An 18888-nucleotide genomic window follows, 5' to 3' on the forward strand; every position below is an offset into this window, starting at 1 on the left:
CCTGTGGTTCGACAGCTCACCTGAACTGCCACGCCCTTCATCAAAGGGTGAGGTTGCACCTTACACGCGACCGTAGTCATCGGCAAAGCGTTCGATGTCGTCTTCCCGCAGAAGCGGGCCGCGCTGCACCTCGATGATCTCCAATCCTTCGCTGCCCGCTGCCGCCCGGTGGATCGTGAGCGGCGGGATCACCAGGCTGCTGCCCGGCTCGAGCGGCTGGGTCCTGCGCTGCGGCGCGTCACCCAGTTCGACACTGCCCCTGCCCTGAACCACCAGCCAGTGCTCCAGGCGATGCTGATGCCGCTGCCGGCTGAGGCGCTGATGCGGATCGAGGTGCAGGCGCTTGACCCGATAACCGGGTCCTTCCGCCAGAAGCTCGAACCAGCCCCAGGGTCGCTGCTCCGGTGGCTCGAAACCGGTCCGATCGGGCCTCGCTGCGTCCAGCACCGCTGCGTCCAGGGTCGCGCCTGCAACAGGCACGGGTCCAGACATCGGCACAGGCACAGAAACAGAACCAGGCACAGGCGTTGAAGAGCAGCGAGAATCCATCACGGCGATGGGCTGTTGATCTGCGGATTGCGGATGAAGGATCACCAACCTGGGCGAGTCAAGTAACCAGTCGCGGGCCTGGCTATTCCATGGGCTGAATAGGCCGGGATGATTCATCTGAATCTTCCAAATCTTCCAATTCGGCTGAGCCTGCTTCGCCTTGATCGGAAGACTCAATGGGTCGAGTCTGGGAGCCCGCCTGGGTTCGGCCGATGATGGCGATCCTGCTGAGCTGCACCTACGGGCTCAGGACTTGGAACGCTTTGGAAGGTGGGGTGGTTTCAGAGCCGCCTGGGGCCGGGGCATCCAGGTGGCGGTTCTCCGAGAACCTTTGGGGCACCTCGCTCGCGTTCGCCACGGAGGGTGAAGACGGGGTCAGGGATGCAGAAAGGAATCCTGCAGGATGATGAACATCCTGATATGGATTTGGAGAACTCCCAGGGGGAGAGACTATTGGAGCAGGGGCTCTGAAACCGTCGGTTGGGGATGACTCCCCTCCCGGTTGAGTGAAGTATGAATGGCTTTGCCAATGGCTCGCGCGGGCCGTTCATGTTTCGTTGACAGGTTGCGCGATGTGGCGCTGTGTAACGCCCTCGAAGCATCGGCATTGGGCCTTGGTATCTGGTTGACGTTCAGCTCGGGATTGGCGTTCAGGAAAGTGCTGGAACTCAGGTCAGTGGAGCCGTGATCAGCAGGGCATGGTGACGGGCTCGCGTCAAGGCGGTGTAAAGCAGACGGGGATCGTCCCGCTCCGGATTCGGAAGCAGCACGATCACCGTGTCGGCTTCGCTGCCCTGGGCTTTGTGCACGGTCAGGGCGAGGGCCGGTTCCACCGCTCCGGCCATCTGGGCCGGATGCAGCCAGCGCAGGTTGTCTTGGTTGCGTGGTTCTGAGCTTGGACGCTCCGGACTGGCCGGGTCGGCATGGAGTGGATCCCTGCTCGCTGCCGCCTCAGCGGATGCTGCGGTGCGGCCTGGGCCGCCTGATGCGGCAGCGAACAGCAGGCGCCGCTCGCCGCCTCGCCTGTGCACCACCACGCCCAGATCACCATTGGCCAGGCCCAGATCGGGCAGATTGCGGCAGCACAGCACCGGTGTCCCCGGCGGCCAGGCGCCCGGTCCGGCCGTGGCGGCGTCGCCCAGCAGGGTCTGATGGATCGCCTCCACTCCCCAGCGCCCCCTTCGCACCGGCGTCAGGATCAGCATTTCCCCCAGCGCGGCCAGCAGGGCGCTGGCCCCATGGGCTGGCTGGCTGGAGCTGGCCATGGCGGCGGCCAGGCTGGCCAGTTGCTGCTGCCTGCGGCGTAGCGGTTCCAGCAGGGCTGCGGGCAGGCCCCGGACTGGATTGGCTTGTTGCCACGACAGATTGCCGCTTGAGGGGCGCCCCTCCAGCTGGCTGGCCAGGCCTCGCAGGTCGATGCCGTGCAGGTCGCTGCCTTCCCGGCCGCGCAGCCAGTTGGCCAGCTCGGCGATGGCGCCGTGGTTGCGGTAGGTGGTGGTGAGCTGCACAGCGGCCTCTCCCAGCGCCTTCAGCCGTGCCGGCCGCTGCAGTTCCAGCAGCACGGGCCCCGGCCCCACCGGCGGTAGCTGGGCTGGATCCCCCACCAGCACCAGCCGACAGGCGGCCGGCAGGGCGTCCAGCAAGGCCTCCATCAGGGGAAGATCCACCATCGACATCTCATCCACTACCAGCAGGTCCAATTCCAGGGGGTGGCGGCGGTGTCGTCCGAATCGCTCCCCGTTGCTGTCCAGCAGCCGATGCAGGGTGCTGCAGGGGGTGCGCCGCAGCTTGATCGCCACAGCGGGGTCGAGAGATCCGGCTCCGTTCTCGATCGCCTGCTGCAACCGGGCCGCGGCCTTGCCGGTGGGGGCCGCCAGCTGGATCCGCAGGGCCGGCTGCAGGCTCAGCTGGGCCGCGAGGATCTGCACCACCGTGCTGGTCTTGCCGGTACCGGGACCACCGCCCAGCAGCACCAGGCCGTGATGCAGAGCGGCAGCCACCGCCCCCTGCTGCGTCTGATCCAGGCCCGCAGCGGCGGCACGGTCGAGGGCCAGGCGCTGCTGGCTGGGATCGGCAATCGCCGGCAGGGGGGATCGGGCGCGGTGGATCAGGCTCTCCATCACCCCCTCCAGTTGCTGGTGCCAGCGGCGCCAGCGCACCAGCCGGTCATCCACCAGCACCAGCGGTGCTTCCGGAGCCTCGTTCAGCTGGGCGGCATCGGTGCTCAGGGGCGAGTGGGTCAGGGCCTGCCGGTGCCGTTGCGGCCAGTGGCTGGCGTTCACCTCCGCCGGTGCCGGTCCACCCAGGTCCAGCTCCAGTTCGCCCCGCTCCAGCGCGCTGCCGAGGGCTCCGATCACTTCCAGCAGGGCCGGATCCAGCGTCGTTCCGGTGCTCTTGCCTGCGTTGATCTGGGCTGCGTAGAGGCGTGGCAGGGCCTCCAGCAGCAGCTCTGCCACGCCCAGTCCGGCGGAGGGGGCGGTCATGCTCCGGTCTCCCGATCACCGCTCTGCAGCAGCGCATCCAGGGCCAGCAGGCGCTGCAGCGGTGGCTGCTCCACCACCATGCCGGGCACCTGCTCGGCCTGGCAGGGGCCCGGGGCACCGCGCAGGAAGGCGTACACCCAGCCGCCTAAGTGCTGCTCCGGCCGGTACCCCGGCAGGCGCCAGCGCAGGTAGCGATGCAAGGCCACCAAGTAAAGATGCGCCTGCAGCAAATAGTGGCGCTCCACCATCTGGGCGGCCATGGCCTTGCGGTCGTAGTGGGCGGGCCCGCAGGCCAGCGGACGCCCTTCGGCGTCCCGTTCCCCGATCCAGTTGCTTTTCCAGTCGAGCACCCACCAACGCTCCCCCTGGCAAAACACCAGATCGATCGAGCCGGTGAGGAAGCCACGGCTGGCCACCTCCAGCCGGCCCAGCGACCTGGCATACCCGCCATCGACAAGGCCACCCGGATGGGCGGCGAACACCTCGGCCAGGCCAGCGGCAGTGACCTGCGGCGGGCGCCGGTGTGGCTGCTCCAAGCCATCGCGTGGCAGCTCCAATCCGTCGTGAGGCTCGATGGCCAGGGGCAGATCGAAGCTCATCTCGTTGAGTCGTTCCGCCAGGGGCAGATCCGCCAGCCGGAACGAGCCCAGCTCTCCGCCCAGGGGGGTCTGGCGCAGTTGCTCCAGGCCGGCCAGGAGGTTGGGCTGAAGCTCCGGAGCCAGGCCAGCCCGCTCCAGTTCCTGCTGCACCACCGCCACGCTGGCTGGTGTGTCCGTGGGCTGGCGGTAATCCAGCCGCTCCAGGATGCGGTGCAGGGTGTCTCCAGGACCGGCGCCGCGGGGGAACTCCGCCAGCGGTCCGTGGCGGGACCAGGGCTGCCCGATGACCGCGGCGTTCAGCTCGGTCTCGCCCACCAGACCATCGGTGTCGCGCCCCTGCTCGCGGGCCTCCGGCGCCAGGGGGGCGGCCCCGTGGGTCCAGCTGGAGTAGCTGCTGCGGCCCCAGCTGGTGTCGATGCGGTGGCGGGGCAGGGGGCCGCCCTCCAGCGCTCCCTCGGGCGCCGGTCGCCGCCAGCGGCGTCCAGGTGGCGGCAGCTGGGCTGGATCGAGGCGCTGCAGGGGTAGGTCGTCGTTGCTGCGGGGCTGGCCGGATGCGTCCTGGAGCCAGGGCGTTAAGGGGTTGTCAGCGTGCTTGGCGGGCAGGGGGTCGAGCCAGCCGAGCACCAGCAGGTGCTGGGCCCGGGTGAGGGCCACGTAGGCCAGCCGTTCGCGCTCCTGCACCTGGGCCTGCCGGTCGGCGAGGGCAGCCTGGCGGCCTGGGCCCCAGTAGGGCGAGAGATGCAGGTCGAGGCGGGGCGCCTCGCTGTCCGGTGGTCGCCAGCGACGGCCCAGCTCCCGTGGGCTGCTGGTGGGGGCCGGTGGGGCGTGCCAGAGATAGGGACACAGCACCACCGGGTACTCCAGACCCTTGCTGCGGTGCACCGTCACCACGGCCACGGCGGAATCGGCCGCATCGCTGTGGAGCTGATGGGCTTCAGGAACCTCGCGATCGGGATCGAGACGCAGCCGCCGCAGCCAGTCCGCGGCAGCCGCGGCCGGCAGGGCCTGCTGATGCATCCGTTCCTGCACCAGTTCGGCGGCCTGCTGCAGATCGGCCAGCAGCCGTCCCCCCAGCGACAACCGTGCCAGGCCGGTGGTGCTCAGCAGCTGGGCGAGCAACCCCATCACGCCCTGGCGGGGCAGCAGCTGAGCGAGCCGGCCCAGGCGCTCGGCCAGCTCGGCCCAGGCCTCCGGTGTCGCCGTCGCCAGTTCCACGGCACTCCAGCCCAGCAGCGGCGACGCGGCCAGCAGGCGGCGGCGGCTGTCGCTGGCCGGGTCGGCCAGGGCATCAAGCAGGCGCTGCAGGGTGGTGGCACCGTCGCTGGCGAACACATCGCCGCGGCTCACCAGGCGGCTGGGCAGTCCGCGCTCGTCCAGGGCCCGGCGCAGGGTTTCAGCCTGGACGTGGGTGCGCACCAGCAGGCAGAGGTCCTGGGGTTGCAGCGGTCGGGTTGGGGCGGGGCCCTCGGCCGCTGCACCGATGCGGAGGTGCAGATCTCGCTCCAGCAGCTGCAGGCAGAGGCCAGCCATGGCCTCGGGCAGCTCGGCCTCCTCGGCGCAGGCCAGAAGCTGCAGCGGCCGCTCGCCAACGGGCAACACCAGCTCGCCCTTGGTGGCGCGGGAGAGAACCTGGGGCGCCGGCAGCTCCGACCGCTTCAGCCCCGCGCACATCAGGGCATTGAGCCCGTTCACGAGGGGCTCCGCAGAGCGGCGGTTCTCCCGCAGGGCATGGATCGCATCGGCGCGGCGCCGGGCCAGGTGATAGGTGGCCAGCTCGCCGCCGCGGAAGCGGTAGATCGCCTGCTTCGGGTCCCCCACCATCACCAGCAGGTGATGGCCCCCCGTGGTGAAGGCCGATTCGAGAATTCGCCACTGGATCGGGTCCGTGTCCTGGAATTCGTCGACCAGGGCCACTCGGTAGCGCTGACGCACTGCCGTGATCAGGGCGGCATGGCGATCGCCCTGGTGCCCGGGGTCCAGACCCATCAGCAGGTCGCCGAATCCCATCTGGCCGCTCTGCTGGCGCCGTCGCCGCAGCTCCTGGCGCCCCCAGTGGCCGAAATGGAGCAGGGTCAGTTCCGCCGGCCCGTCCACCAGGGCTGCGATCGCCTCCATCAGCGGCGCTTCGGGCAGGCTCTTGCCTTCCCCTTCCACCGGTGCGGTCAGCTTCCCCCAGGGAGCGGGGTGGAAGTAGTCGCGCAGCAGGGGCTTGGGGCTTTTGGAGCTGGTGTCGCCCTCGCGCAGCTCCAGCACCGCGTGGTAGCTGGGGATGGTCTCGAGGGAGTCGATCCAGCGATTCACCTGGGCGGCCCGGTCATTTTTCGGATTGGCGGCGTAGGGCGCTGTCTTGGTCTTGATGCCGATCGCCTTCCAGTCGCCCGGCAGGCGGCGGAAGCTCTGCTCCAGCGCCGCGCCGCGCTGCCGCCACTCCTGCACGAAGCTCTGCCACAGCTGCGGCCACAGGGCCGTGAGCTGGGTTGCCAGCGGCTGATCGGCCGCGATCTCCGCTGGCAGGGGATCGAGCTCCAGGGCCGGGTCGCCGTCGAGCTGCCGCACAAGCTTCAGCAGACGCTGGAGCCCCAGACCGCGGCTCTGCAACCCCGCCAGCAACTCCGGCGGCAGGCCGAGCACCTGTTGCTGCCAGTAGTCGTGGCAGACCTGACGGCTGCGTTCGCCATCGTCGTTCTCCAGCTGCACCGCCGGACCCAGGCCGGCCTCCAGGGCACGGCGCTGCAGGGTGCGGCGGCAGAAGCCGTGGATGGTGGTGATGTCGGCCCGATCGAGCTCCTCAAGGGCAAGCAGCAGCCGGCCCCGCAGCCGGTCGTGCGCCTCAGGGGCTGGGGGTTGCAGGGCCAGCCAGTCGGCCAGCACCAGGTCGGGCGGCTGGGTGGTCGCGGTGGCGGGGGTCTCCAGCAGGGTCAGGGCCTCCTGCAGCCGGCGGGCGATCCGGTCGCGCAGTTCGCCGGCGGCGGCTTCGGTGAAGGTCACCACCAGCAACTGGTCGAGGCTGAGGGGCTCCTCCTCGCGGGTCACCAGCCGCAGCACCAGATGGGCCAGGGCAAAGGTCTTGCCGGTGCCGGCGCTCGCCTCCAGCAGCTGCACTCCCGGGGTGAGTGGCACCGTGTTGGCGTCGAAATCGAGAGCGGTATCAACGAGATCTGCACCATCGAGATCGACGCCTTCCAGTGAGGTGGCTTTGCTCATGGTTTGAGCTCCTCCCAGACCTTCAGCAGCGGTTGATGCAGGGTCAGGGCGTGGGCGGTGCAGGCTCCCTGCAGCAGGGCATGGCCGCTGAGGCCGCGGCCGAAACAGAGGGCCATCACCTCCTCATCCCGTTCCGCCTGCTGTTCAGGGCCGCCTTCCCATCGCTTGCAGGCCGCGGCTGCCCCGGAGCCGGCTTTCTTCGCCTCGGCGGCGGCGTAGGCCCAACCCGTTTCCGGCGGCACCGGCCAGCAGACCCGCTGGAAGGCCTGCCGCCACTGGCGCAGGTTATCCAGGGCGGCGGCGGCCTCCGAGGGGCTGGGGGGGCTCAGCCGCTCGCGGACCCGGAAGCAGGCACCATCGCGACCGATCAGCAGGGCTTGGCGCGGGGCGGCGCCGGCGGCGCAGGCCAGCAGCAGCTCCAGCCACAGCTGCAGCCGCTGACGGCAGCGGGGGGTGGCGGTGTGAACCAGCACCAGCTGGTCGCCGCGCCAGCTCAGATCGCCGCAGAGATCCTGATGGTGCAGCGCCTCCTGACGCGGCTCCCCCAGCCCGGCCAGGCAGGTGTGCAGCGAGGTCCAGCGCTGATCGAGCCCGCTGCTCTCGAGCAGGCCGGCTGCACCGGGCGGCAGCACCCCCTGGCCCCGCTGCCGCTGCGGCCAGTCAGGAGGTGGTGGAGGTTCCGGAGCTGGTTGGGCAGCAGCGTCGAATTCCAAGGCGCTGAATTCCAACCGGTCCAGCTCCTGGCGCAGCAGCCGGGCCCGCTGGCGTTCGTCCAGGCTGAGGTCTTCGAGATCGTCGACCCGGCGTGCCCATTCGCCCGGCCGTAGCCCCAGGCTCTCGAGCCAGCAGTCCTGCGGGGCCTGCAGCCAGGCGAGCAGGTCTGCAAAGGCTTCGCCGGCGGCAGGGGGCTCGGGCGGTACGGCTGGTTCTGCGGCGTGTGGTGTCGCGTGGACGGTTGTCTTGTTGGTGGCGCTGACGGTGCGCTGTTCGCGGCCGGGGGCGGCCAGGGCCGTGGGCGGTTCGCTGCGCTGCTCCTCCAGCAGGCGGCGCGCCTCCAGCAGCCGGCGGTCGCTGCAGGGGGCGGGTCGATCGCCGTCGGGCAGGAAGTTGCGCCGCTCCAGGGGATTGGCGCAGTGGTTCCAGCGCAGCCGGTCCACGGCCTCCGCTCCCAGTTCCTGCTCCAGCAAGGCCAGCCACTGGCGCACTGGCGTCGAGGGGCTGAGGGCTTCGCCGCTGCGTTGATCGCGGCTGCTCCAGGTGATCAGCAGGTGCTGGCGGGCCGAGAGCATGCTTTCGAGCAGCACGTAGCGGTCCTGATCGGCGGGGCTGGGGTCACCCAGCTGCCGTTGGCGCTCCATCAGGTGAAAGCCGGGCCGCTCGATCTGGCGCGGGAACTGACCGGTATCCAGCCCCATCAGCACGATCACCCGGTGCGGAATCGCCCGCATCGGCTCCAGGGCACTGATGGTGAGGGCCCCACTGCGGTGGCCGAAGCGGCCGCTGTCGGCACTGAGCTGCTCGCCCAGCACCTCCGCCACCACGGCGGCATCGAGGATCAGCGCACTGGAGCCGGCCACACTCAGCCAGTCGGCGATCGCCCCCTGAATCACCGGCAGCTCCCAGGCCCGCTCGCCGCCCGCACCGAACAGCTCCTCCAGCAGCTGGCGCAGCACGGGTGCCCAGGCCGCCGGGGTGCGGCCCTGGCCCAGCAGCCCCAACCAGCGGCGCAGGTCCTGCAGCAACAACAGCCAGCGGCTCTGCTGCTCCAGGCTCCCAGCCATCGCCAGGGGGGCGCACTCCGCCGGTGCCAGCCCCGGCTCCGCTGGCAGCACCAGCCCCAGCAGCAACCGGTCGATCGCCCAGCCGAGGCTGTGGGTGGGGTCGCCAGCGCGGCTGCCCCCGTCGAGGCCCCAGCGGAAGCCGGCCCGCTGCAACAGCGTCGTGATGGCGCCCGCCTCGCTGGCGGCGATGCGCCGGTTCTCCAGCAGCGGCGAGCATCCCAGCAGACCCTCGAACCCTGAGGCGGTGAGCCGCTCTCCCCCAAGGGCCAGGAGGCCGAGCAGCCCCTGGGCGATGCCGGCCTCGCTCTGCTGGCTGCGGTCGGTGAGGCGCCATGGCAGCGCGACGCCGGTGGCGTCGGTGTCACCGAACACCGCGGCCACCAACGGCGCGAAGGCCTCCACCTGGGGCGTCATCACCAGGATGTCGCGCGGGGCGAGGTCGGGATCGGCCGCCATCAGTTGCAGCAGCCGATCGCGCACGATCTGCACCTGCCGCAGCGGCCCCGGACAGGCGTGGAACTCCAGGGAGCGATCGCCCGGCGTTAGGCAGAGCGGTTCGGCGGCCTCCGGCTCCACCAACTGTTGCTGCCATTGCTCCAGCAGCGTGGCGGCGCGTGGCACCTGGCCAGCACAGCCGTGGCGGGCCATGGTTGCGGCACCCAGGAACAGATCCTGTTCCTCCCAGGCCCCCAGCTGGGTCTCTCCCGATCCCTCCAGCAACTGCTGAAATTCGGCGCCCAGTCGCCCGAAGCGGGCTTCCAGGCGCGGCGCCTCCAGCAGCCAGTCTTCCCCGAGGGGGAGCTGGGCCAGGCCCCCGTCACCCCGACGTGTCCAGAGCTCGCGGCAGGGGGTGAGCAGGTAGATCTCCACATCCAGAACCCCCGAGAGGGCCTGCAGCAGCTCCACCTGAACGGGCGCCATGCTGCTCAGCCCGAACAGCCGCAGGGGCCTGTCGGGCCTGAGGGTCGTTGGCAGAGCTCCAGCGGGCCACGGCTCGCCGGGCAACCGGCCGGCAGACCACCGCCGCATCCGTTCAATCGCCTGGCCCACCCGCAGCCCGAATGGCGGCATTGACAGATGTTCGGCCAGTTCCGCCAGCAAGAGGGGCTGCCACCGCTGCGCTGCGCTCAGCTCCCGGCCGCGGCCGTCCACCGCCCGGCCCTCGATCCAGGCCCCCACCATCGTCGGCCGGTAGAGGGTGTAGTCGTCGAAGGCATCAGCGATGCTGCGGCCCAGCTGCCAGAGCGACCGGTCGAGGGTCTCAGGCCGGCCGCTGTCATGGCCCCGTTCGTCCAGCCAGGAGCGCAGGGGCAGGGCCTCCGGCCGCTCGATCAGGGCTGGCAGCCGCTCCAGCAGTGGCCAGACCAGCTGGCTGGCGCGCCAGGGATCGGCGGCGACCGGCGCAGTGGCGGCGTGGTCAGAAGGGGTGCTGGCGCTGGTGTGGTCATCGGCGCTCAGCAGGCTCTCCACCAGCTGGCGCAGATGGCTGCCGGGAAAGGGAAAGCGCAGGTTGGCGGCGATCCCCCCCAGCCCAATGGCGAGCTGTTCCCCCAGCCAGCGGCTGGTGGGCCAGGTGTTCACCAGGATCTCGACCCGCTCGAACGGCCCGGGTGGATCCGCCAGCAGCTGGGCGGCCAGCAGCTGGGCCAGCACCTCGGCCCGGTTGCTGCGGTAGAGCGTCAGCACGGTGGTTTGCCCTTAGAGGCGGCCGCCCGCCAGTGCTTCCGGGCAGGGCCTGCCGGGCGGCAGCGTGCAGAGATCCAGGCCGCTTCCGAGACCTGGCACCGCTCTGTGGCGGCCGGTTTCAGGGCAGTAGGCGGTGAGTTCGCCGCCGTAGCAGGCGGCCGTGTCGATCATCACGATGCCGTTGAGGCGCCTGAGCCCTGGCCCGGGCGTGTGGCCCACCACCACCTCACCGAAGCGGCCGTCGTAGGCCTGCCAGAAGGGCAGGCGGATGCGCAGGTCGGGGGCCCAGTCCACCGGATCGAAGCCGGCGTGGGTGGCGGCCCAGCCCTGCCCCCAGTACACGAGCGGCAGGCTGGCGAGGCGATCGCGCCAGAGACGGCAGAGGCCATCGCCCAGCTGGCGGTAGGTGTCGCAACCGGCCAGGGCCTGCTGGCCGAACCAGTGGCCCTGATCCAGGGCCTCGAGTAGCTCCTGCTCATGGTTACCCCGCAGCCAGACGGCCCGGCGGCTCAGCACCAGGTGCCACACCATCCGCATGGTGCGCTCGATCTGGGGGCCGCGGTTGATCACGTCGCCACAGAACACCAGCCGATCGTCAGGCGGCAGCGATCCGATCAGCCCCTGCAGGGCATCAGCACAGCCATGGACGTCCCCGATGACCCAATGGCGTGGGGGACGTGAAAAGGGCGTCATCGATCGGATGCGTTAGTCAGAGTCTTGCCCCGGGCCGGTCGGATTGTCATCTTTTTTCTCCAGGCAGCGCAGCGCAGGGGGCGCCATCATTCGCTGAGATCGCTGATACGGTGCGGCCTGGAGCTGCGATGGGATGGATCCAAAAACTCTGCCGCCCAGCCAGCGGGTGAAGCTTCTCGTCTCGGCCCTGAATGGTGCCAAGCGCACCAACGAGGCGCTGGCTCGCTGCAGCGATGGCGAGGCCATGCTCGATGTGCTGCTGGATGCCTCCGCGAAGCTCGGCCTTGGCCTCAGCCGCGACGACCTGAGGAACACCCCGCCGATCCGCGACTGGATCTGGTGGAAGAACAAGGAAGCGCCGCTCACGATCGGCGACAGCAAGCCCCGCTATCAGCAGGATGGTGGCCAGGGACGGCCGGCCTCCGGAGCGGAGGGGGAACCGCAACGCAAGCGCTTCCTGGGGTTGTTCTGAGGTCGGTCTCGAGACTGTGCTGAGTCCGTAGGGAGTCCGTAGGAGGGGGCGGCGGGGAGCGCGGCGCGGCTCAGGCCAGGCTGGCCAGGGCATCGGGGATGGACGCGCTGGGGGCCTCGAAGGATCCCTGGGCGACGAATTCCAGGCGCAGCTTCATGAAGGTGATGAACTTCTCATCGGTGGACACCACCGCTGCAGCCGGGCGAGGCACCGCGGCTGCGGTGGCCGCCAGTTCGGGTGCCTCAAGGAAAGCCGGCCGCTTCACCAGCCAGAAATCAATGTTGCGTCCCTTCTCGGCGTAGTTGCTCACCCGCTCGCGCAGCACTTCCTCAAGCGGCTCCTCGACGGTGAGGAAGGCTTCACTGGCGGCGACGAAGTGGTACGTGCTCATGGGTGCTGGCTGCCGAACAGGGGGTCGCGGCGGGGATTCTGAATCAGCGCCTTCATCTGCCGCACCGCCGTCTCCAGGCCAACCGCCAGGGCGCGGGCCACGATCGTGTGGCCGATGTTGAGTTCCTCCATGCCCTCGATCGCCGCCACCGGTTCGACGTTGCGGTAGGTGAGGCCGTGGCCGGCATTGACCCGCAGCCCCAGCTGGCGGGCGTGGGTGGTGGCCTCGATCAGGCGGGCCAGCTCGAGGGGTTGCTGCTCCCAGCCGGCCTCGGCGTAGGCACCGGTGTGGAGCTCCACCCAGCGGGCGCCACTGGCGGCGCAGGCCTGCAGTTGTGCGCCGTCGGGATCGACGAACAGGCTCACGCCGATGCCGTTGTCCTGCAGATGGCCCACCAGGGCGCGCAGCGGATCGATCTGACCGGCCACGTCCAGCCCCCCTTCGGTGGTCACCTCCTGGCGCCGTTCCGGCACCAGGGTGACCATGTCTGGCCGCAGGCGCAGGGCGATCGCCTCCATCTCGGCGGTGGCCGCCATTTCCAGGTTGAGGCGGCTGCGCACAGTGGCGCGCAGCAGTTCCACGTCCCGGTCCTGGATGTGGCGCCGGTCTTCGCGCAGATGCACGGTGATGCCATCGGCCCCGCCCAGCTCCGCCAGCAGGGCGTGGGTGACCGGATCGGGCTCCACCGTGCGGCGGGCCTGGCGCACCTGGGCGATGTGATCGATGTTGACGCCGAGGCTGGCCATGAACAGGGAACGGGGGCGGGGGGTCGAGTTTATGGAGGGCCGCAGGCGCAACTGCCCGTGGCTCTGCCCGAGGCCGCAGGGGGCTTCTTAGGTTCGGAACAGGCGACGTTTCGCGGTGATCGGCGGTTCGGTGTTGGCGCAGACCGAGAAGCCGTTCAGCGGCCATTCCTCCTCTTCAGGTCTGGCTCTGCGCGGCAAGGGTGGACCTCTGCGGGAGCGCGGCCTCTGCAACGGCATCAATCCCTGGCTGGCTCCGCTCGCCATGGCACTCACCCAGGACGTGGCCCTGAAGGGTTTCTTCTCCCGGCTGATCGTGCAGGGCGCCGAGCACTTGCCCCATCAGGGGCCGGTGTTGCTCGCTCCCACCCACCGGGCCCGTTGGGATGCGCTGATGCTGCCTTTTGCCGCCGGTCGTCGCGTCACCGGCCGCGACTGCCGCTTCATGGTGACCATCGATGAAATGCGGGGGCTGCAGGGTTGGTTTCTGCACCGGCTCGGCTGCTTCCCGGTGAACCAGAGCCACCCCACCCTGGCCAGCTTGCGCTACCCCCTCGATCTGCTGGCCCAGGGGGAGCAGTTGGTGGTGTTTCCCGAGGGGCGGATCCGGCGGGAAGACGGCCCGATCCGCCTGCACCAGGGGCTGGCCCGCCTGGCGCTGATGGCCGCTGGTCAGGGCGTGGATCCGGCGGTGGTGCCGGTGGGCATCGCCTATGGCCACACCGCGCCGCAGCTGGGCGATCCGGCCGCCCTCCAGTTCGGCGAGCCGCTGCGGGTGGAGGGCCAGGGCCGCGCCGCCGCCCTCTCGCTCACCCACCGCCTGGCCGAGGCGATGCAAACAGCTGAGGAAGCGGCTCGTGCAGCGGTGGGGCGACCACTGCGCGTCTCATAAAGTCCGACCCAGTCATTGGCCGTCACGTGCGCAGGCTCTTCGCTGCCCAACGCCTCATCCGAGCTGGGCGCCATGCCGGTGCTCTGGTCGGCTCCGTTGCCCTGGCCGCTGTGCTCGGTGCTCCTGGGCTCGTGGCTCCGGCCCAGGCTCAGCAGGAGGAGCCCCAGAAGGCCCTGGAAGCCCCCGGCAGTGCCTTCAATCTCGAGTCAGTGCGGGCGGTGATCGCCCGGGGGGATGCGGCCGCCGCCGCCGGCAACCTCGCTCAGGCCCGCAAGGATTACGACCAGGCCCGCGATGCCACCCGCCGCCTGCTCGGCTTCTACCGCGACCTGAGTGGTTCCTTCCGCGGCCTCGACGCCCGGATTCCGCGCGAGATGGATCAGAAGGGCCGCGAAGCCCTCGAAACCCTCGCGCAGGTGAACCTGCGCCTGGCGGCCTTGTTCCGGCGCCAGAACCAGCCCGAGGTGGCTGTGCCCCTGCTGGTCGAGGTGGTGAAGGTGATGACCCCCACCAACGAGGAGGGCCGCAAGGCCTATCAGAGCCTGGTGGAACTGGGCTTCGTGAGCACCCCCTACGGGGCTCCCTCCACCCCGGCCCCCTGAGGCCCGCCGCGCCTGCATCAATCCGGAGGGGGGACTCTTTTCTCGTCGGCTGAGAGGGCGAGTCCCTAGATTCCGGTCCGCACAGTGCTCGTTCACCGCCCCCATGGTTCATCCGGATCAGGTCAAGGAGGCGATCAGCCGGGTTCTGCCCGATGCCAGCGTGTCGGTGGAGGATCTGACCGGCGGTGGTGATCATCTGCAGGTGTCGGTGGTGTCGGCTGCCTTCGCCGGACTGCCGCGGGTGCGTCAGCACCAGCTCGTCTACGGAGCGCTCAAGCAGGAACTGGCCAGCGAGGCCATCCACGCCCTGGCCCTTCAGACCTCGGTTCCCGCCTGAGATCAGGCCCCTCCGCTCCTTGGAGCACGCCTCTGTCTGACCGGCTGTTTGGTCAGGTCGTTCCTTTGATTCCGGCGACCCGATTTCGCCATATTCTTCACCGTTTCCCCTCACCCCATGGACGCCAGTCTTCAGCAGCGCATCGAGACCCTGGTCGGCAGCAGCCCGGTCTTCGTGTTCATGAAGGGCAGCAAGCTGATGCCCCAGTGCGGCTTCTCCAACAATGTGGTGCAGATTCTCAATGCCATGGCGGTGCCGTTCGAAACCTTTGATGTGCTTTCGGACATGGAGATCCGCCAGGGCGTCAAGGAGTTCTCCGAGTGGCCCACGATCCCGCAGATCTATGTGAACGGAGCCTTCCTGGGCGGCTCCGACATCCTGATTGAGATGTACAACTCCGGCGAGTTGCGCGAGGCCCTGGCGGTGGCACTGGCCTCCTGAAGGCCTCGGATCCCGAGTCGGCTCAGTGGCGCTCCATCTCGTAGAGCGAGCGGGGGTCGCCATCGGGGCCGATGAAGCTGGAGGGATCGAGGATCCAGCGATCGATCAGTTCCTCGAGGCGCCGCTGGGCCAGGGGGTCGAGAACGGCCGTGCGCCGCAGGGCGTGCAGGTAGCCATCGGCATACAGGCGCAGCTCCGCCGGCCCGTGGTAGCGGCTGGCCAGCTCCTGGCAGGCATCGCAGAGCGACTGGAAATGGCGGATGGCGTCGGGGTGCTGGAGGGCGGTCATGGGGGGCAAGAAACCCGGGGCCGGGACACCGGCGCTCAGACGGGTTGAGGCGTTCGCTGCAGAGGGAGAGGCAGGGGACAGAACGAAAGGCATCAGGCGATACCCGTTTTCCCTTTACCCTGCAAGTAGCGTATCGGCAACAGGGGGCCAGGGGTGGACCTGAAGACCCAACCGAATCAGGCTCCAGCCATCAGCCAACCAAAGCGGGTCTTGGTGGTGGATCCCCATGCCACCTTGCGCACGGTTCTGGCCCAGCGGCTCCGGCAGGACGGCCATCTGGCGGCCGCGGTGTCCACGGCGCGTGAGGCTCTGGATGTCTGTCAGGAGCAGGCTCCTGATCTGCTGGTGAGTGCGGAGCTGCTGGAGGAGAGCTCAGCCCTGCGGCTGGGGGCGATGTTGCGCTGCCCGGTGATGGTGCTCACGGCCCGTTCCGGCTCTGAGCCGGTGGTGGCCCTGCTGGATGGCGGCGCAGACGACGTGCTGCGCAAACCGTTCGGGCTGGAGGAACTGGCGGCCCGTTGCCGCACCCTGCTGCGGCGCAGCGGCAGTGGCCTGCAGGAACGGGTCTGTGTGGGGCCGCTGGAAGTGCATCTGCTGCTGCGGCAGGTGACCCTCCGGGATCAGCCCGTGGAACTCAGCCCGCGGGAATTTGCCTTGCTCTGTGCCCTGTTGATGCCCCCTGGGGTGGTGCGCAGCCGCCAGGAACTGCTGCGCATGGCCTGGCCGCCGTTCAGTGGCGGCCCCCGCTCGGTGGACACCCAGGTGCTCACCCTGCGCCGCAAGCTCGAGCAGGCCGGCCTTGGCGAGGGAGGCGGCATCGAAACGATGCGGCAGCAGGGCTATCGCTTCAGCCTCGACACCCTCCCCGATCCCGTTCCCGAGGTCTCGGCCGACAGCCTGCAGGTTGCCCAGCCCCACCAGCTCGGTCGGCTCAACTGACCTCCGGCGTTGAACGTTCAGGCAAGCGGCCTGACGGTCAGGGCAATGGCTTCGCTGATCAACAGCACAACCACCAGAGCTGCCAGGAGCTGGTAGGTCCAGGCTGGGCTGATCCGGCCGATGGAGCTGGTGTCGAGGCCCGTCTGCCGGCTGAAGCGGGCCAGAAAGTCTTCGAAGGCGGCAACGCGTTGCGGCAGCAGGGTGGCCGCTCCTTTGGTATTTCGCACGTAATAGACGCGGCCTCCCTGGCTGGTGGCCACGGGCGTGAGGCCGCGCACCTGGCTCCACTGCAGGCTCCAGCCGCGGCGCAGCAACCAGCGGCACCAGGCGGGATGACCCACCCGCAGCCCCTGGTCGTCCAGTTCCACCTGCTCGCTGGTGACCGCCAGCACCAGCAGCAGACCCACAGCCACAAGCACGGCCATGGCCAGATGCAGGCCCTCAGGGGCGAGGGGCGGCAGGGGCAGCACCAGGGCCAGGTAGAGCCCCAGCAGCGTCAACCGGATCAGCGGCGCCATCGGATGGATGGTTGGAGCCTGGTCGGCGAGCGGAGCCTGGTGGATGGCCGGGTCCTGATCCGGGGTCATCGGTCGTCGGCGGAGCCGGGCAGCGGTTCGATCACGGCACTCGGTTGGTAGCGGCCGCCGAACACCTCGGCCTCACGGCCCTTCCAGAAGGTGCCCAGGCGCATCAGGTCGGCGTGGGCGTCCTGGAGGCTGGCCAGGTAGGCCTCCGGTTCCATCTCGTTTTTGGCCTCCTTGAGTTTGGTGAGGCGCAGCAGGTGCCACATCCAGGGCTTGCCCATCTCGCCGCGGGCTTCGAGATAGCGGGCCAGGTCTTCGGAGCTGGGGGTGGGGACGGAACTCATCGGCTGGAGGCCGTCGCCCGCGGGCGCACGACGGCAGGAACGATGGTCACGCTATGGACACATCCATGGAGGCGCGAGAACGGCACGGGCGGTTTCCCGCTGGTTCTGGGCTGGCAAGTTCTGTGCGGTCCAGCTGGGCAGCCAGCCTCCGGCGCATGACGCCTGGACAGCCAGCCGTGCTCCGCTCAGGCCGGCAGCGCCCAGGGGTTGAGGCCCAGATCGGCGCCGATGCGGTGGGCGCAGGCGAAGCCGCTGAAGGCCACCGCATTGAGCCCTTGGCCGGGGAAGCAGGAATCCCCCACGCAGTAGAGGCCCTGCAGGCCGGTGCGGTTGAAGGGCATCGGCAGCAGGCCCGGCAGCGGCAGGACTGGAATCGGCCCGTAGCTGCCGCCCATGCGCCCGAGAAAACGGCGGTGGGTGCGGGGCGTGCCGATCTCCTGCAGGCGAATGGCCCCGGCCAGGCCGGGAAGGATCGCCTCCAGGCGCTGCACCAGCCGCGCCGCGTCGGCCTCCTTCTTGGCGCGATAGGCGGCCGGGCTGAGCTGGCGCCAGTGCTCGATGGCGCTGGGGGTGAAGGTGTGCACGATGTGGCGGCCCGCCGGCGCCAGGGAGGAATCCAGCAGGGTGGGGATCGACACGAAGATCACCCCCTGCTCCTCCTCCATCTGCGACCAGTCTTCGAGCAGCAGGTGGTGGCAGTCCAGGCCCGCGGGGATCAGCGAGGCCTCCACCCCCAGGTGCAGCGACAGGAAGGAGGAGGAGGGTCTGTAGCGGCGACGCCAGGTGGCTTCGGCCCTGGGGGTATGGGCGGCATCCACCAGCGGCTGGCTCACGGAGCCTTCACCGTCGGGCGCGCCGGCGAAGGTGTCCCAGCGGGTGGCGTTGCTCACCACCCGCCTCGCCTGGATCGTTTCGCCGCTGGCCAGCTTCACGCCCACGGCCCGGGCGTTGGGCCGATCGCCTTCGAGCAGCACCTCCGTGACACGGGCCTTGTAGCGGATCGCGCCGCCGTGCCGCTCCAGCCCCGCCACCAGCTTCTCGGCGATCATCCCCACGCCGCCCCTGGGGTAGTTGATGCCGCCGGCGTGGCGGTCGGAGAACACCATGCCGGCGTTGATCATCGGCGTGCGATCCGCCGGCATCACGCTCCAGCAGAAGCACTCGATGTCGATGAACTTCAGCAGGGCCGGATCCTGGATGTGCCTGCGGGCCACATCGCCCACGTTCACCGGCAGCCAGCGGGCCAGGCCGAGGCAGGCCAGCGGCGCCCGGAAGAACACCTTGGCCAGGTAGGCCGGATCCTCGAGCGAGAGCAGCGGCATCGCATCGAGACAGCGGAACACCTGCCAGCAGGCGTCGTAGAAGGCGCGGATGCCGCGGGCCTCGTGGGGGAAGAGGGCGGTGAGATCGGCGAGGAAGGTGTCGTAGTTGCGGTCGACCGCCACCTCCAGGCCGCCGGGCAGGTGGTAAGCGAGCTGGGCCGGATCCGGCACCGTGGCGCAGCGTTCGCCCACATCCGCCAGGGCCCGGGTGAGCAGGTTGGTGTGGCCCTTTTCGCCGAAGCCGAAGATCATCGAGGCGCCTACATCAAAGGTGTAGCCCTCCCGCCGGAAACTGCCCCCCGAGCCTCCCGGGATCAGGTAGCGCTCCAGCACCAGCACCCGGGCGCCCTTGGCCGCCAGCTGGGAGGCGGTGACCAGCCCGCCGACGCCCGAGCCGATCACGATCACGTCCCAGTCAGGCCTGTCCACCGGTGCTGCGATGCCAACAGGGCGCGACCCTAGGAGCCTGTCGCGCATAGATCACCGCCCGCATTCTCCACAGACGCCCCTGAATCTGCCCAGATCCCAGTGACTGCAATGGATCTGGCCGATAAGATGGGGCATGAGCAAGTCCAAGACCTTCCGGCCCTGGACTCC

17 protein-coding genes are annotated in these 18888 nt (G+C 69.6%); 6 read left to right on the top strand and 11 right to left on the bottom strand.

All coding sequences use genetic code 11. The annotated features are described in order from the left end of the window. Positions 1-60 precede the first annotated feature (60 nt). The 5 genes from KQ310_RS11055 to KQ310_RS11075 form a co-directional block, all read right to left on the bottom strand. Positions 61-492, bottom strand: coding sequence for a phosphomannose isomerase type II C-terminal cupin domain (locus tag KQ310_RS11055; protein WP_259721800.1), 432 nt, complete (start codon positions 490-492; stop codon positions 61-63). Positions 493-1217: 725 nt separating this feature from the next. Then, positions 1218-3032 carry an ATP-dependent RecD-like DNA helicase gene (locus KQ310_RS11060; protein ID WP_259721801.1) on the bottom strand — a complete coding sequence of 605 codons (1815 nt, stop codon included), beginning with the start codon at positions 3030-3032 and terminating at the stop codon, positions 1218-1220. Then, a complete protein-coding gene (locus KQ310_RS11065) occupies positions 3029-6835 on the bottom strand; it encodes a UvrD-helicase domain-containing protein (protein WP_259721802.1) in 3807 nt (1268 codons plus the stop codon). The genes KQ310_RS11060 and KQ310_RS11065 overlap by 4 nt, the downstream gene beginning before the upstream one ends. Then, the gene (locus KQ310_RS11070) at positions 6832-10302 is read right to left on the bottom strand and encodes an exodeoxyribonuclease V subunit gamma (protein ID WP_259721803.1); all 3471 of its coding nucleotides are present in this window, start codon (positions 10300-10302) and stop codon (positions 6832-6834) included. The genes KQ310_RS11065 and KQ310_RS11070 overlap by 4 nt, the downstream gene beginning before the upstream one ends. Before the next feature lie 12 nt (positions 10303-10314). Continuing rightward, positions 10315-10995, bottom strand: a complete 681-nt coding sequence (locus KQ310_RS11075) for a metallophosphoesterase (protein ID WP_259721804.1) — start codon at positions 10993-10995, stop codon at positions 10315-10317. A gap of 133 nt (positions 10996-11128) precedes the next feature. Here KQ310_RS11075 and KQ310_RS11080 point away from each other — a divergent pair, with 133 nt between their 5' ends. Continuing rightward, positions 11129-11467: a hypothetical protein gene (locus KQ310_RS11080; protein WP_259721805.1), complete on the top strand. Its 339-nt coding sequence runs from the start codon at positions 11129-11131 to the stop codon at positions 11465-11467. Between the two features lie 70 nt (positions 11468-11537). Here KQ310_RS11080 and KQ310_RS11085 read toward each other — a convergent pair whose 3' ends face one another. Both KQ310_RS11085 and KQ310_RS11090 read right to left on the bottom strand, forming a co-directional pair. Further along, positions 11538-11858: an MgPME-cyclase complex family protein gene (locus KQ310_RS11085; RefSeq protein WP_259721806.1), complete on the bottom strand. Its 321-nt coding sequence runs from the start codon at positions 11856-11858 to the stop codon at positions 11538-11540. Continuing rightward, a complete protein-coding gene (locus KQ310_RS11090) occupies positions 11855-12604 on the bottom strand; it encodes a pyridoxine 5'-phosphate synthase (RefSeq protein ID WP_259721807.1) in 750 nt (249 codons plus the stop codon). Before KQ310_RS11090 ends, KQ310_RS11085 begins: the two co-directional genes overlap by 4 nt. A gap of 181 nt (positions 12605-12785) precedes the next feature. On the opposite strand from KQ310_RS11090, the gene KQ310_RS11095 reads away from it, so the two are divergent. From KQ310_RS11095 to grxD, 4 genes are all read left to right on the top strand, one after another. Next, on the top strand, positions 12786-13493 hold the full coding sequence (locus KQ310_RS11095) for a 1-acyl-sn-glycerol-3-phosphate acyltransferase (RefSeq protein WP_259721818.1): 708 nt from the start codon (positions 12786-12788) through the stop codon (positions 13491-13493). Positions 13494-13576: 83 nt separating this feature from the next. Then, entirely contained in the window at positions 13577-14095 is a 519-nt protein-coding gene (locus KQ310_RS11100; protein ID WP_399238180.1) for a hypothetical protein, read from the top strand. A gap of 103 nt (positions 14096-14198) precedes the next feature. Next, positions 14199-14432, top strand: coding sequence for a BolA family protein (locus KQ310_RS11105; protein WP_197154018.1), 234 nt, complete (start codon positions 14199-14201; stop codon positions 14430-14432). A 117-nt stretch (positions 14433-14549) separates the two neighbouring features. Beyond that, positions 14550-14873 (top strand): Grx4 family monothiol glutaredoxin, encoded by a 324-nt coding sequence (gene grxD, locus KQ310_RS11110; RefSeq protein WP_259721808.1) that lies wholly within the window; start codon positions 14550-14552, stop codon positions 14871-14873. A 22-nt stretch (positions 14874-14895) separates the two neighbouring features. Here the strand turns inward: grxD and KQ310_RS11115 are convergent, their stop codons facing one another. Beyond that, a complete protein-coding gene (locus KQ310_RS11115; protein ID WP_197154016.1) occupies positions 14896-15162 on the bottom strand; it encodes a DUF6761 family protein in 267 nt (88 codons plus the stop codon). Between the two features lie 159 nt (positions 15163-15321). On the opposite strand from KQ310_RS11115, the gene KQ310_RS11120 reads away from it, so the two are divergent. Continuing rightward, positions 15322-16101 carry a response regulator transcription factor gene (locus KQ310_RS11120; protein ID WP_259721820.1) on the top strand — a complete coding sequence of 260 codons (780 nt, stop codon included), beginning with the start codon at positions 15322-15324 and terminating at the stop codon, positions 16099-16101. A 17-nt stretch (positions 16102-16118) separates the two neighbouring features. Here the strand turns inward: KQ310_RS11120 and KQ310_RS11125 are convergent, their stop codons facing one another. From KQ310_RS11125 to crtH, 3 genes are all read right to left on the bottom strand, one after another. Further along, complete coding sequence (locus KQ310_RS11125; protein WP_259721809.1) at positions 16119-16688, bottom strand: hypothetical protein; 570 nt, start codon at positions 16686-16688, stop codon at positions 16119-16121. Beyond that, on the bottom strand, positions 16685-16969 hold the full coding sequence (locus KQ310_RS11130; protein WP_259721810.1) for a hypothetical protein: 285 nt from the start codon (positions 16967-16969) through the stop codon (positions 16685-16687). The genes KQ310_RS11125 and KQ310_RS11130 overlap by 4 nt, the downstream gene beginning before the upstream one ends. Before the next feature lie 185 nt (positions 16970-17154). Continuing rightward, a complete protein-coding gene (crtH, locus tag KQ310_RS11135; RefSeq protein WP_399238172.1) occupies positions 17155-18768 on the bottom strand; it encodes a carotenoid isomerase in 1614 nt (537 codons plus the stop codon). Positions 18769-18888 lie beyond the last annotated feature (120 nt).

Origin of the sequence: Synechococcus sp. CS-1328 (genome assembly GCF_025128095.1) — a bacterium.
GTDB lineage: Bacteria > Cyanobacteriota > Cyanobacteriia > PCC-6307 > Cyanobiaceae > CBW1002.

Bases quoted from the DNA above. Each gene is read 5' to 3' on its own strand.
- grxD (WP_259721808.1), top strand. From the start codon at position 14,550: ATGGACGCCAGTCTTCAGCAGCGCATCGAGACCCTGGTCGGCAGCAGC.
- KQ310_RS11065 (WP_259721802.1), bottom strand. From the start codon at position 6,835: ATGAGCAAAGCCACCTCACTGGAAGGCGTCGATCTCGATGGTGCAGAT.
- KQ310_RS11085 (WP_259721806.1), bottom strand. From the start codon at position 11,858: ATGAGCACGTACCACTTCGTCGCCGCCAGTGAAGCCTTCCTCACCGTC.
- KQ310_RS11090 (WP_259721807.1), bottom strand. From the start codon at position 12,604: ATGGCCAGCCTCGGCGTCAACATCGATCACATCGCCCAGGTGCGCCAG.
- KQ310_RS11130 (WP_259721810.1), bottom strand. From the start codon at position 16,969: ATGAGTTCCGTCCCCACCCCCAGCTCCGAAGACCTGGCCCGCTATCTC.
- KQ310_RS11125 (WP_259721809.1), bottom strand. From the start codon at position 16,688: ATGACCCCGGATCAGGACCCGGCCATCCACCAGGCTCCGCTCGCCGAC.
- KQ310_RS11060 (WP_259721801.1), bottom strand. From the start codon at position 3,032: ATGACCGCCCCCTCCGCCGGACTGGGCGTGGCAGAGCTGCTGCTGGAG.
- KQ310_RS11080 (WP_259721805.1), top strand. From the start codon at position 11,129: ATGGATCCAAAAACTCTGCCGCCCAGCCAGCGGGTGAAGCTTCTCGTC.
- KQ310_RS11055 (WP_259721800.1), bottom strand. From the start codon at position 492: ATGTCTGGACCCGTGCCTGTTGCAGGCGCGACCCTGGACGCAGCGGTG.
- KQ310_RS11115 (WP_197154016.1), bottom strand. From the start codon at position 15,162: ATGACCGCCCTCCAGCACCCCGACGCCATCCGCCATTTCCAGTCGCTC.
- KQ310_RS11105 (WP_197154018.1), top strand. From the start codon at position 14,199: ATGGTTCATCCGGATCAGGTCAAGGAGGCGATCAGCCGGGTTCTGCCC.
- crtH (WP_399238172.1), bottom strand. From the start codon at position 18,768: ATGCGCGACAGGCTCCTAGGGTCGCGCCCTGTTGGCATCGCAGCACCG.
- KQ310_RS11075 (WP_259721804.1), bottom strand. From the start codon at position 10,995: ATGACGCCCTTTTCACGTCCCCCACGCCATTGGGTCATCGGGGACGTC.